The 14,154-nt window shown below is 45.7% G+C and carries 8 protein-coding genes; 5 read left to right on the top strand and 3 right to left on the bottom strand.

Annotation, left to right across the window (positions count from 1 at the left end; translation table 11 throughout):
* Positions 1 to 9: 9 nt before the first annotated feature.
* Together LQZ07_RS02735 and LQZ07_RS02730 are read right to left on the bottom strand one after the other, a co-directional pair.
* On the bottom strand, positions 10 to 1,131 hold the full coding sequence (locus tag LQZ07_RS02735; RefSeq protein WP_016401945.1) for an efflux RND transporter periplasmic adaptor subunit: 1,122 nt from the start codon (positions 1,129 to 1,131) through the stop codon (positions 10 to 12).
* Positions 1,132 to 1,146: 15 nt separating this feature from the next.
* Positions 1,147 to 1,713, bottom strand: coding sequence for a TetR/AcrR family transcriptional regulator (locus LQZ07_RS02730; RefSeq protein ID WP_194164145.1), 567 nt, complete (start codon positions 1,711 to 1,713; stop codon positions 1,147 to 1,149).
* A 179-nt stretch (positions 1,714 to 1,892) separates the two neighbouring features.
* On the opposite strand from LQZ07_RS02730, the gene rep reads away from it, so the two are divergent.
* The 4 genes from rep (at position 1,893) to LQZ07_RS02710 (ending at position 11,645) form a co-directional block, all read left to right on the top strand.
* Complete coding sequence (gene rep / locus LQZ07_RS02725) at positions 1,893 to 3,920, top strand: DNA helicase Rep (RefSeq protein WP_016401947.1); 2,028 nt, start codon at positions 1,893 to 1,895, stop codon at positions 3,918 to 3,920.
* 196 nt (positions 3,921 to 4,116) lie between these two features.
* Complete coding sequence (locus tag LQZ07_RS02720) at positions 4,117 to 5,217, top strand: phosphotransferase (protein ID WP_152783147.1); 1,101 nt, start codon at positions 4,117 to 4,119, stop codon at positions 5,215 to 5,217.
* A 275-nt stretch (positions 5,218 to 5,492) separates the two neighbouring features.
* Positions 5,493 to 8,498, top strand: coding sequence for an alpha-amylase family glycosyl hydrolase (locus LQZ07_RS02715; protein WP_152783145.1), 3,006 nt, complete (start codon positions 5,493 to 5,495; stop codon positions 8,496 to 8,498).
* 75 nt (positions 8,499 to 8,573) lie between these two features.
* Positions 8,574 to 11,645 carry an alpha-amylase family glycosyl hydrolase gene (locus LQZ07_RS02710; RefSeq protein ID WP_152783143.1) on the top strand — a complete coding sequence of 1,024 codons (3,072 nt, stop codon included), beginning with the start codon at positions 8,574 to 8,576 and terminating at the stop codon, positions 11,643 to 11,645.
* Between the two features lie 85 nt (positions 11,646 to 11,730).
* On the opposite strand, the gene LQZ07_RS02705 is transcribed toward LQZ07_RS02710, so the two are convergent.
* Positions 11,731 to 12,417 carry an ABC transporter substrate-binding protein gene (locus tag LQZ07_RS02705; RefSeq protein ID WP_152783141.1) on the bottom strand — a complete coding sequence of 229 codons (687 nt, stop codon included), beginning with the start codon at positions 12,415 to 12,417 and terminating at the stop codon, positions 11,731 to 11,733.
* Between the two features lie 532 nt (positions 12,418 to 12,949).
* On the opposite strand from LQZ07_RS02705, the gene LQZ07_RS02700 reads away from it, so the two are divergent.
* A complete protein-coding gene (locus LQZ07_RS02700; RefSeq protein WP_152783139.1) occupies positions 12,950 to 14,140 on the top strand; it encodes an ROK family transcriptional regulator in 1,191 nt (396 codons plus the stop codon).
* The last annotated feature ends 14 nt before the right edge of the window (positions 14,141 to 14,154 follow it).

Below are 14,154 nucleotides of genomic sequence, written 5' to 3'. Positions count from 1 at the left end.
CCTACGCTCCTAATCTTTTGGCAAGTTTTGGTCGCGTTGTACGAAGCTATCTTCAACAATACGAACCACAGCCCCGTTACGTAAACGCACTTGACCAGAAACCACGACTTGTTCGCCAGCGTTCACGCCTTTATCGATCACAGCAACATCGCCGCGGCGTTCACCCACCGTTACAGAACGTTGCTTAGCAATTAAGGTTTCGCTGCCGTCATCTGCGGTTTCACTTTCTAGTACGTAAATAGATTCACCGTATAAGGAAAACGAAATAGCCTGCTGTGGCACCACAATTTGATTAGGCTGCACCGCTTGCCAAATACGTACACTGGCGTACATGCCAGAGCGTAAAAGCCCTTCAGCATTTGGAATGGTAGCCTGTACCTGAATCACACCACTTTGTGGGTCAACGGTAGGTTCAATGGTAGTGATTTTGCCTTTAAACCACTGCGCAGGATAAGCATCAGAGTTAAGCTCAATCTCGGTACCAACATTGATTAGCGATATGTCTTTTTGCGGCACAATAAAACGCAGCAACATATGATCGAGGTTCTCTAAACGAGCAATGTCGTCACCCGCTTGCAAGTATTGACCAAGGTTGATTTGGCGAATGCCCATTACACCGTTAAACGGTGCGCGAATATCACGGCGTTCAATAGTGGCTTTAAGTGCTTCAATATCACTGACCAAAGCAAGGTAGTTAGCTTCCGAGTCGTCAAACTGGGTTTGCGAAACCGAACCACGATCCAGCAAGGTTTTATTGCGCTCCATTTGGCGCTTAACCGCTGGAAGCTTGGCCTTAGCACTAGCCAGGTTAGCTTTTTCAACGTCAGCTTCTAGGCTTACCAATAGCTCACCCGCTTTTACTGTGTCACCCGAAGTAAAGTGAATTTTAGTCACCAATCCAGCCACTGAGCTACTAATATTCACACCTTGGTAGGGCTCAATAAATCCAATTGATTCAATTGCTGGCTGCCAGTCTTCTGCATTAGCTGTAGCCACTTCCACAGGCATTTCTGGCACCGGACGATTAGCCATAAATTCGGCAATCATCTTTTGTTTGAATAGGTAAAAACCAAACACGCTACCAAACAGAATCACTGTTATGACTAGCATGATTGCCATCCATTTTTTCATTTCCCACTCCAATCACTAAGGGTGTATGGTAATAGCATCCCAGCTAGCTAAAAGCGCGGCATCCATGTCTTGCTTTGTAAAATTCGCTTCTCGAAGTTGAGAAAAGCGACAAATTTCGAGTATTTGGCCAAAGGCCAAGGCGTATAACATTTCGCCTGGTAAAGGTTTAAAGCAGCCTTGTTCGACACCACGGCTAAAAAAAAGTTTTACCGGTTTAAATAATTCCTGGATAAGCGCTTTGTGACGAGCATTCTTAGGTAAGGTCTCTAAATGGACCCACAAGCGTTGCACATTCACATTTTCTTGATGGTAGTGTAGTGCATTTAGCCACAAACGACTGTGGCACTCTTGTAAGCTCTGTGCCGTATTAACATCTGCCAAAAAGGCCTCGGCAAACAAACGCAAATTACGCTCATGAAGCTCCGCCATCAACTCGTCTTTATCTTTAAAATACAAATAGATGGTACCGGTCGCTACTTTTGCCTGCTTGGCAACGCGGTGAATAGACACAGCCTCAAGCCCTGATTTATTAATCAGCGCCTCAGCAGCCATCAATATACGTACGCGTTTATCGGAAATCATAAAAATGAACATTTGTTCAGTATTTTTCGCGATTATATTCCTCATCAAAAAACAATCAATGAATAATTGTTCATTTTACAAATTCTTACCTTTGTTAAAGAATATGAAAGCGTTAAAGCGGCGTAGATCAGCCCTCTCTGATCGGCTAAAATGCACGGCCCGTTTAGAAGGAAAGCTCCGTGAAGTTAAATCCCGCACAAGATAAAGCCGTTAGTTATGTATCTGGCCCCTGCTTAGTATTAGCAGGCGCAGGCAGTGGTAAAACACGGGTTATTACCAACAAAATTGCTCATTTGATTCAAAACTGTGGCTATAAGGCAAAAAACATTGCCGCGGTAACCTTCACTAACAAAGCCGCCCGCGAGATGAAAGAACGTGTCGGCCAAACCATGGGGCGCAAAGAATCACGGGGATTACGGGTATGTACCTTCCATACCTTGGGTTTAGACATTATTCGTCGTGAATACCGCAGCCTAAAGCTAAAACCTAACTTCTCGTTATTTGATGACCAAGACCAAATGGCCTTGCTTAAAGAGCTCACCGAAAAACAACTCGAAGGCGACAAAGACTTATTAAAGCAACTACTAAGCTGCATCTCTAACTGGAAAAATGATCTGGTGCTACCGGCGCAAGCGGTGGCAAGAGCAACCGGGCAGAGCCAGCAAGAGCAATTGTTTGCCCACATGTACGAAGCCTATCAGCGTCAGCTTACCGCCTATAATGCACTAGATTTTGATGACCTAATTTTAATGCCTACGCTACTGCTCACACACGACGCAGCAGTGCGTAAACGTTGGCAAGATACCATTCAATATTTATTGGTAGATGAGTATCAAGATACCAATACCAGCCAGTATCAGCTGGTAAAATTAATTACTCAAGAACGCGCCTGCTTCACCGTGGTTGGTGACGATGACCAGAGCATTTACTCTTGGCGTGGTGCGCAGCCTAAAAACCTGATGCAGCTGCAAAAAGATTTCCCCGCTTTAGAAGTGATCATGCTGGAGCAAAACTATCGCTCAACCCAGCGGATATTAAAGTGCGCCAACATTCTTATCGAAAACAATGAACATATTTTCGAGAAATCGCTGTTCTCCGAGTTAGCCTACGGTGAACCGCTTAAGATTCTCTTTGCGAAAACCGAAGAACAAGAATCTGAACGGGTAGTGGCCGAGTTAATCGGTCACCGTTTTATGAATAACGCCAATTACCAAGACTACGCCATTTTATACCGCGGCAATCACCAGTCTCGGCTGCTCGAAAAAACCTTAATGAACAACCGTGTTCCCTATAAAATTAGTGGCGGCACCTCGTTTTTTGCCCGCGCCGAAATCAAAGACATCATGGCCTATCTACGGGTATTGGTGAACCAAGACGACGACAACGCCTTGCTGCGTATCATCAATACGCCACGTCGCGAAATTGGCCCAACTACCTTAGAAAAAGTGGGTACCTACGCCAACGAGCAACAAATCAGCTTGTTTGCTGCAACTACCCACATAGCCATGACCAGTATTCTGCCTACCCGCGCACTTAATGCAGTGAATGAGTTTAGTCAGTGGTTACTGGCATTGGCCGAGCGTGTTGAGCGAGGAGATGCTCAGCAAGCTGTACGCGACATGATCCGCGATATTCACTATGAAGACTTCCTTTACGAAACCAGCCCCAGCCCTAAAGCTGCAGAAATGCGCATGAAGAATGTCTCAGAGCTATTTCGCTGGGTAAGTGGCATGCTCGAAGGTGATAACGACAACGAGCCAATGACCTTGCCACAAGTGGTTAATCGGCTGATTTTACGCGACATGATGGAACGTGGCGAAGAAGACGAAGAAAGCGATCAGGTTCAATTAATGACCTTACACGCCTCAAAAGGTTTGGAGTTTCCTTACGTCTACCTCATCGGTATGGAAGAAGGTTTATTGCCGCACCAAAGCAGTATTGATGAAGACAATGTAGAAGAAGAACGTCGCCTTGCTTACGTTGGGATTACTCGTGCCCAGCGCGAACTCACCTTCACCTTAACTAAAGAGCGTCGCCAGTTTGGCGAGCTAATCAAACCAGAACCAAGCCGGTTTTTATACGAACTGCCACAAAACGATTTAGTGTGGGAGCAACGCCGTAAAAAGGAAACCGCTGAAGAACGCCAAGAAAAAGGCAATAAAGGCATTGCTGCGTTGCGCGCCGCGCTCAACAAAAACAACAGCTAAATTTCACCATCCTTAGTTAGTTAACATCATTTGGTCATATTTAAGATCAACGATCTTAAATGTGATCCTGCGCTAATTACCTTCTAAAGGCACAACATATTTGTGACCGAAACGGTTTTCATCCCATAAAAGCGCCTTACTCCAAGGTTTTATGAGAATAAACTCACAAAAAAGTAATCAAGGATGGAGAGTACTGATGAATGCATTAGTTGAACAACGTCAACAAGCTCAACTGCATTTTCAACAAGGTGAGCAGAATATTATAGTGGGTGATGCCGCTGCCTGCCCCTTGCCGCCAGAACAATTGGCTGCGCTAGACGCAGACTCTCCCTACGTAGTAGAAGTATTCGAAGGTGGGTTAACTGCTGTTGTATATCATTTATGTATTAATGGCCGCCATTACAACCTCAAGAAACGTCGCGCTCAAGCCTTAGTGCATAATGTGGATGGTGAAACCTCTTTCCTCAACGAAGTACAACGCCGCCGAGATATCCAAGCGCTTAAAGACAAACCAAGCACAGCTAAAGCCTACCAACACATCGTAACCACCTTGTATGCCAACTATCGCCTTGGTTTTATGTTGTCACCTTGGATTGAAGGCAAACCATTATGTAGCTTTAGCCGTGAGATTTTTAGGCAGATCTTCGACACCCAATTTGCTCTAGAACAAGCAGGTTTAATGGAGTGGGATTTATCTCCTGGCAACATTATTTACGACGGCCGACAAATCCACTTGTTCGACTTTGGTTACATGTATCCTTACGATCCATTAGAGCACTTTAATAGTGATGGCTTAGCAGCACCCGATTTTCACGCAGTAGAGCGTTTAGAAACGCGCAATGTATTTGGTTACCTGCTGCGCTATCAAGACGTAATGACCGCTGCCGACCAACTCGCGATTTATCGTGAGCTAAAAGAAGCCGCATTAGATGTTTATACTCAAAAGCTCATTTGGCTAAAACAAAACTATGCTCAGCCTGCAATTATCCAATGGCAAACAGAAATTATTGAACGCTGGGAATATGCGTTAGACAACGAGCGTTCACTAAAAAATCTATTTATTGCAGAAAGCTTCCGCTCCCACTGTTTAGACATTGCCGACGACATTAGTGGCAAGAGCTGCACCCCAATGACCTTAAAGCGCATCGACAAAGTTATCACCATGGCTGCCACTGTTTATTTACAGCTTCAAAACAGCGGCGCGCTGTTGTTTGACAACGCAGAGCTGGAGCAGGTCGACCTAATCAAAAAATACCAAGATTACCGTCAACTAGCGGCCCAGTACCAACAGAAATAAATCCTACAATTCAAACTGTTAAGCTTTATTTACAAAGGCATCAACTTATCTTGATACCTTTGTGATGACAGGCTCACATTTCTGTACATTTTTTATCCTTCCTTTATGTTTTTTCTCTAACATTGCTATAGCCATGGCCAGCAGAATGATCTGTGCCGTGGTCGAACAACTATAACAATGATTAAAAACCACTAGCGTTGAGCGAATTTACAAAATTTTCGCCATAACCAAGTGGTTAAAAATACAGCAAGAAAAACAGTATAAGGAAAGGATCCATGAACAAGTTAACAATCGCTCTCGCGGGGGCGACGTTGCTGTCTGCGCCTGTGGCAGCCGAATGGAACTTTAGGGGTACGCCAAACCAATGGCAATCCACTCCCCTTGCGGTAGTTTCAGGAACCGAATACACCACTTGCCAAAGTTTTGGTAGCAATGACCCACGCTTTAAAATCGATCGCTTTGGCGACTGGAACGAAGCCTACCCTAGCGCCGATGTGCGGGTTGATGCGAACAAGAGCTATAACATTAGTTTTTTTAGCGACAGCAAAAATATAAGCACTACAGAAGTTGCAAGCTGTGGAGAGATAGAGCCACCAGAGGATAGCTGGTTCTATCGCGGTACTTCCAATAGTTGGGCTGCCACAGCCATGACCAGCAGCGATAACCTAAACTTTTGTACTACCCAGAGTTTTGCTAATGATAACCCACGTTTCAAAATCGACCATTATGGCGATTGGAACGAAGCTTACCCAACAGCAGACTTTATAGTAACTGGCAACGCTAGCTACCAGATTTGTTTTAACGCCGATTCAAAACAAATCACCGCAACGCCAACCACTACAGAAGATACTCAAGCTCCTACAGTAAGCGCTAATCCTGCAGCGGGTTCTTACACCCAAGCTCAGCAAATAAGCTTAACTGTTAGTGACAATCAAGACAACGCACCCAATATCTACTGCACTACCGATGGCTCAATACCTACTCAAGCTTCACCGCTATGTAACAATGCAAGCTTTACTGCTAGCGATGTTGTGGCCAGCGGCGTTGATTTAAGCCTAAAAGTGCTTGCGGTTGATGAAAGCGGTAACTCCGCAGTGAGTAGTTTTGATTACACCATTAGCGAGGCCCCAGCAGATACTTGGTACTTCCGCGGTACACCTAATGATTGGCAAACCACTGCAATGACCACCAGCGATGGCAATAACTATTGCACCACTCAAAGTTTTGGCAGCAATAACCCGCGCTTTAAAGTGGATCACTTTGGCGATTGGACCGAAAATTATCCAAGCGCTGATGTAACGGTTAATCCAGATACCACTTACGATATTTGTTTTGATGCCAGCAGCAAACAAATCACCACAACAGAGATTGAAGGTGAAGACACGAAAGCCCCCGTGGTTAGCGCCTCTCCATCAGGCGGCCGTTACGCCACCGCGCAACAAATTAGCTTAAGTGTTAGCGACAACCAAGATCCAGCGCCTAAGCTTTATTGCACCACCGACGGCAGCATACCCACTACCGCACTCGGTCAATGCAACCAACAGAGCTTTACCGCCGAAGATATCCTAGTTGATGGGATTGATTTGGTATTAAAAGTATTGGCTGTAGATGCTAGTGGTAATCAAGGCGTAACCACCTTTAACTACACCATCGACCCTAACATCACCACCAGCGGCGACTTCCGTGAAGAAAATGTTTACTTCATCATGACCGATCGATTTGCAGATGGTGATACGAGCAACAACAACATCTGGGGTGACGAGTACTTACCTAACGGTGAAGCCGATAAGTACAACACCAATACCAGCAAAACCGGTCCTTTGTCTTACTACCATGGTGGTGATTTCCAAGGCATTATCGATAATCTCGATTACATCCAAGACATGGGCTTTACCGCCATTTGGATTACCCCAGTGGTTAAACAGCCTGAAGGCCGCCGCTTTAACGCCAACGACGACTACGAGGCTTCGGCCTTCCACGGTTACTGGGGTTACGACTTCGATAAAATCGATCCGCACCTACACTCTTTAGGTAAAGACAATGATGGCTGGGCAGGTTTTGACGCCTTAGTGGATGCATTGCATTCACGGGGCATGAAGATCATGCTCGACATCGTGGTAAACCACGGTCAGCCTGGTCAATCGGTAGTGGGCTCGAAGAGTAAATGGGCCGACCGAGCGCTAGAGATTAAAATGGATGGCCAAACCTGGAATTGGGAAACCAATGACCCTTACATGGATGGCGCTAAAAATGGCTTCTTTAGCTACGCCAGTACTGGGAATACCTGGTTGATCGATTTGCTCGATTTTAACGAACATGGTGACGATGACCAAAACGCGACTAAACATCTAATCAATGTGTATAAGCGCTTTATCGACCATGGCGTAGATGCTTTCCGTATTGATACGGTATCGTACATGACTGCTGATTTCTGGGAACGATTCACCCTAGAAATGGATGCTCATGCTCGTAGTTTAGGCAACGACAACTTCTACATGGCAGGCGAAGCATGGACAGGCGATCGCAAGTCGGCGGTTGATCTAATCTACAATGGCCAAGGCAAAAAATTCCACATGTTGGACTTACATGGTTCTTCCATGGACTTCCCAGGTTGGATGGGCAAAGCCTTTAGAGGTGAAGCCGGGTTTGACGACGGCAATGGCTACGCCCGTATTGCCGGTGCCGATGGCGATGCCTCTGGCATTTACGACCCAACCTATCTAGCAACCTTTGTTGATAACCACGATGTTACCCGAGCTAACGGTGTATTGAGTGAAACGCAGTACCTCAATAACTTAAACTTTATCTACTTGTTCCGCGGTCTACCGGTGGTGTTTTACGGCACCGAGGTGCTTTATTCAAGCTGGCCACACTACATTACTACTACCGAAAAAGATGATGTAGTTGCACGTTGGATGCTGGGTTCAGAAGGAATTAACTACGCCAAAACCAACCAACCAACGCTTTATAAGCATTTAAAAATGCTAAATAGCCTGCGCAGCTCCTCTGAAGCTATTCAAAAAGGTCAGCAAATCGACCTATTGCTAGATGGCGATCATGCAGCATTTGCTCGTGATAACGGGGCAGCTGTAGCTTACGTAGCTCTCACTAAAGGCAGTGGCTTTAGTTACACCTTTAATAACATGGCTAATGGTAGCTATCGTTTAATTACGCCAAATACCGACGCCGCCAGCTACAACGAGCAAACCATTACTGTGAGCGGCGGCAGCCACTCAGTAACGGTGCCAGCAAACAGCTTTGTGATTTTAGACAAACTATAAATCTGAATATTCCCACCCAGCCATTTTGCTCTGTGCGGAATGGCTGGGTGGATTAACTATGGAACAGTTAATATCATGAAAAAGACAGCATTAGTCATCAGCTTATTGGCAGCAAGCTCTGCCGCTCAAGCTGATTGGTTTTATCGAGGCACCAGCAACGGCTGGGCAACTAGCGCTTTAGAACTTGTTTCGGGCAGTGAATACCGAACTTGTCAAAGCTTTGGTGCTAACGATCCACGCTTTAAAATTGATCGCTTTGGCGACTGGAACGAAGCTTACCCAAGCGCAGATGTTCGGGTAGACGCCAACAAAAACTACGAAATTCGCTTCTTTAGCGACAGCAAAAACATCACCACCACAGAAGTGGCTACTTGCGGAGATGTAGAGCCACCAAAAGATAGCTGGTTCTACCGCGGCACTTCTAATGGCTGGGCAACAACAGAAATGGCCAGCGCCGATAACGTCAACTTCTGTACTACTCAGAGTTTTGCCAACGATGACCCTCGCTTCAAAATCGACCACTACGGTGACTGGAACGAAGCTTATCCAAGCGCAGATTACACCGTTACTGGCAATGCCAGCTACCAAATTTGCTTTAACGCTAGCTCAAAGGCGATTACGGTAACGCCAGACGACGTTACTGATACTCAAGCACCGGTGGTTACGGCTAACCCAGCAGCCGGCTCTTACACCGAAATTCAGCAAATCAGTTTGAGTGTGAGTGATAATCAAGACAGCTCACCGTTGATTTACTGCACCACCGACGGCTCTACACCAACAGCGGCTTCCAGCCCCTGTAACGATGTCAGCTTTACCGCGAGTGATGTAGTGAGCGATGGGGTAGATTTAAGCTTAAAGGTATTTGCCATCGATGCCAGCGGCAACTCTGCCTTAAGCACCTTTGACTACACCATTAGCGATGCACCGGCCGATACATGGTACTTCCGTGGAACCCCCAATGGCTGGCAAACCACCCTAATGACCAGCAGCGACGGTAATAACTACTGCACCACGCAAAGCTTTGGCAGCAACAATCCGCGTTTCAAAATTGATCATTTTGGCGATTGGACTGAAAACTATCCAAGTGCAGACGTATTAGTAGACGCAAACTCTACTTACCAAATCTGTTTCAACGCCACCACCAAAGCAGTAAGCACCGTTAAACAAGGCTGCGAGCCTAACTGTGGTAGCAACAGTGAAACCTTAGGTGCGGTTTACTCCGCAGAAAGCACCACCTTTTCAATATGGTCGCCAGAACATAGCAATGTAAAAGTGGTGGTTGATGGGATTGAGCACACGCTACAAGCAGTGCCTGACTTCGCCGGTTACAGCCAAGTTTACCAAGTAACCGTTGCAGGCGACTTGCACTTAAAACCTTATACCTTCCTTATCAATGGCGTTCAGGTTCGTGACCCATACGGGAAGATGTCACAACCGGGTACTGGCGATTACGAAGCCATTAACATTGTGATGGACATGTCGCGCACCGAGCCAGTTGGCGGTTGGGCTACACGCCCAAGCTTAGTTGAGCGTGAAGATGCCGTAATTTACGAAGTGCATGTTCGTGACTTTACTATCGACCCAAGCTCAGGGGTAAGCGCTGGCAACAACGGTAAGTTCTTAGGCATGGTGGAAACTGGCACCACTATTAATGGTGTAAAAACCGGTATTGACCACTTAAAAGAGCTAGGCGTTACCCACGTGCAGCTATTGCCAGTGTACGACTTTGCCACCTGTGATGGCCTGCCAGACAGCGACCCTTGTTACAACTGGGGTTATGACCCTCGTAACTTTAACATTCCAGAAGATCGCTACTCAGCCGTTCCAACTAACTATGAAGAACGAGCGCGTGAGTTCAAAACCATGGTGAATGAGTTCCACAAAGCTGGGATTCGAGTCATCATGGATGTGGTATACAACCACACCTTTGATGATGAAATGTTTGAGAATATTTCTGGTCAATACTATACCGCCAGCGACTTGTCTGGCACTGGTAACTCAATCAACGCAGATGTACCAATGGTAAGCCGCATGATCCAAGACTCCTTAGAGTATTGGGTAGACGAATACGGCATCGATGGTTTCCGCTTCGACTTAATTGGTATTTTCTCTTATCAAGAAGTTGAAAAATGGGGTCGCCACTTAAACGATACCTTTGCAGACCGTAAGCTATTGATTTATGGCGAACCTTGGAACGGTTACGCAACAGATCCTCTAGAAGGTCAGCGAGTTCGTTACGGTACCACTCACCACCTAGCCGATGAAAACATTGGGGTATTTAATGGCGCTTTCCGCGAATCATTAAAAGGCTCAAATGACGATACTCGCACTGGTTACATGTTTAACAATGTAGATGCTGCTGAATCTGGCTGGGCGATTTACGATGGCTTTCAAGGTTCGCCCTACAATCCAAACGATGGTCGTAACAGCACCTGGTTCCGTAATTACGCGGCCGATCCAGAACAAAGCATCAATTACATTTCGGCCCACGATAACTTTGGCCTGTGGGACAAGGTGTATTTAAGTACTTCAAGCAATGTGCAGCAAAATAGCTCGCATCAGGTGATTAGCTTTAATCCACCTAGCGATTTAACCTACCCTAAACGAGTGGTTAATTTTGGCATGGGCATGATACTTACCAGCCAAGGTATACCTTTTGTGCATGCCGGTGACGAGTTCCTGCGCACCAAAACCAATAACCAGCAAATTAGTACCCCATCAGCTTGGAACTATCGCGCTCATGGAGGTACGCATAATACCTACAACGCACCAGATAGTTTCAATGCAATTCGCTGGTCTAACAAAGCAGATAACATCGCTACCTTTAACTACTTTAAACAACTTATTGAGTTGCGCCGTAAACATGCGGGCTTGCGCATGAATACCAGCCAAGAAGTTGCACAGTACTTAAATGTTAGCCGCCCGGACCAATTTGGTGGACAGGTGATAACAGGCCACATCACCGATCCTAGCGACAGCCATAACCTGTTTATTGTATATAACAGTGGTAATAACCAAACGGTAAGTTTACCTGCAGGCAGCTGGACTAAGGTAGCCGATGCCAATGGAGCAGTTAACGCTGGCAACGTGTCTGGTAGCACCGTGGTAGAAGGCACCGCAGTTACCATGTTTACTCAAGCTAAATAAGTAACACTAGCCCTTATAACTCAAAGCCCAAGTGATTCACTTGGGCTTTTTACTTGCAACACTATTTGTAAAACAACGAGTCAACCTACCTACAAACATCTAAAGCAGCGTTAAATCGTTGTAAAAAATCCGGCCGCTGTTCTAGCCATTCGGCAGAGAAATAACTCGATAGATTAGCTTGGCTTAGGTGCCGAGTTTCAATGTTACGAGTTACGTGCCCGTGGCTCTGTTCATGTGCATAAATTTCGTGGGGCGCCACTATCGCGTCGATACGTTCTAACTGCAATAATTCAAATAAAATATGGTAGTCATAGCGGGTATGTATATTGGGGTATTCGTGCTTGGATAACCAACGGTGCATCGCCGAGCCATGCAATACACCTATTTTTAGCCCTTTCATTTCAGGGCTGTGCACTTCGGTATCAATCTTTTGAACACTAAAAAGACTGCGATAAGTAACAATCAAGGGCTCACTGGCAATGGCAAGCTGGTCTCTTTCTGCGGTACGGTTTAACACAAAAACACCATCAAACAATCCCGCCTGCAGCTCCTTAAACGCACGATTAATCGGCCTAACGTCAACCTGATAAGGCTGACCCAATTCAATTAAACTGCATTGCATCACATCAATCGTTGAGCCACTTAAAGCATCACCATTCACCACTTGATAGGGAGGCAAGTGATGAGTAGCCAAACGCAGGGTATCCGCTTGGCTTAGCGCAGAGCCAGCTAGCAACATTCCTAAGCAACACCATCCTATGCACTTAACCAAACAATCATCCTTCAAAATCCAGTTGGTAGCTCTTAAATATTAGTCGTTTAAGTAAGCACCTATGGCTTTTTTTTAAGCTCAAGGGCTTTTTTTCAGAACGTGACCGCAGACACGCTTAAAAAATCTGTTAATAGAACAACCAAGTTTCATAATTTCTTATAACAAATTTAACGAATAAGCTTTAAGCATCTTGAACATTTTTTCAGCAAATGTGAGCTGTAGGGCTGATATGTTCAAGGTAGAAGTGAACGCCGTTCTCTTCAGGCCTAGTAATGTGTCAATGCATTACTAGTAGCATTTTCCTTTCCTTTCTGGATGAATTACCAAGACCCGCCTTTTATGGCGGGATTTTTTTGCTTGAAGCACCGCGTTAATTACAATATTGTCATTATCATCTTTGAGACGCTTAACTCAGCCTTTGACAAGGAATTTAGATAAGCGTGACAGAAATAACAAATCACCAAGAAAGAGATTCTTATTCCCTTTAAAACGCGTATTTTTGAAATGGAAGTAGTTACTTAGCCGATTCAGTATGAAAAAAATCACCGATACCGAACTAATTAGAAGTGCCAATCGCCGAGACATTATTCAAACTCTGCGCCTCCATGGTGAACTGGCACGTGTAGAAATTGGCGACCACACCAAATTAAGTCCCGCAACCATCACTTCGATCACCTCTGAGCTGGTTCAACAAGGCTTAATTGTTGAGCAGAATGTAGTGTTAGATCCCAGTGGTGGACGCGGTAGGCCAAAAGTAAAACTACAACTGAATAACCAAGCAGCCTTCTATCTAGCCATAAAGCTATCGATTAACGAAGTGCGCTTTATGCTGGGAGATACCTCTGGCACCATCGTTGCGCAAGCGACTCAAGCAATGTTAACGGTCACGCTAAACCAAGAACAACTGGTTGATGCGCTGTCTAAAGCCATCGAAGAGTTTATTCAGCATTATGAGGTTAAACGCAGTAAACTGCGCGGCCTTGGCTTAGCAGTGCAAGGGGTTATAGAAACACAAGGTAAGGGCATATTGTGGAGCCCAGCCATCAAGGGTAAGCAACTGGAACTGGTTGAGCAACTGCAGCTAAAAAGTCAGCTACCGGTGTTTATTGCCAATGACGCTAATTGCCTCGCTGTGGCCTTAACTCAACTGCCTAAATACAGCAAACTGGATAATCTAGTTGCTATCCAACTCGGCTATGGGGTTGGCATGGGCTTGATTGTTAACGGCGAGCTTTATCAAGATGCCAGTGCAGCCACTACCGAATTTGGCCATACCAAATTTAGTTTAAATGGCCCGCAATGCCGTTGTGGCGGTCGAGGCTGCATCGAGGCCTATGTAGGTGACTACGCGATTTACCGCGACGCCAGTGCCATTTACAACTTGCCACCTACCGACATGCTGCACCCTTCAGAAAAACAGATGCTCGACTTAAACCAACTGACCGAGCAAGACAATCCAGCAATGGCGCAGATTTTCTCCCAAGCTGGTACCGTGTTAGGCATGGGTTTGGCCAACATAATGGCACTATTTAACCCACAAAAGATTGTTATATCTGGTCCGGGAATTCGCGCATATGAACACATGAAAGAGTCGATGCTGCGCACTTTACACGACAACTTGTTGCCTTACCACCAAGCTGAGAACGTGGTGGAAAAACACAATTGGGACGAAGATATGGCGGGTCTTGGCATGATAACCATCATGCAGCAACATACCGACTAAACCACTAAGCAGAA

This window comes from Agarivorans sp. B2Z047 (assembly GCF_023373605.1).
In the GTDB taxonomy this organism is placed as follows: domain Bacteria; phylum Pseudomonadota; class Gammaproteobacteria; order Enterobacterales; family Celerinatantimonadaceae; genus Agarivorans; species Agarivorans albus.
Note: the sequence above shows the minus strand (reverse complement) of the source record. Positions and strands in the feature narration are given on the sequence as shown.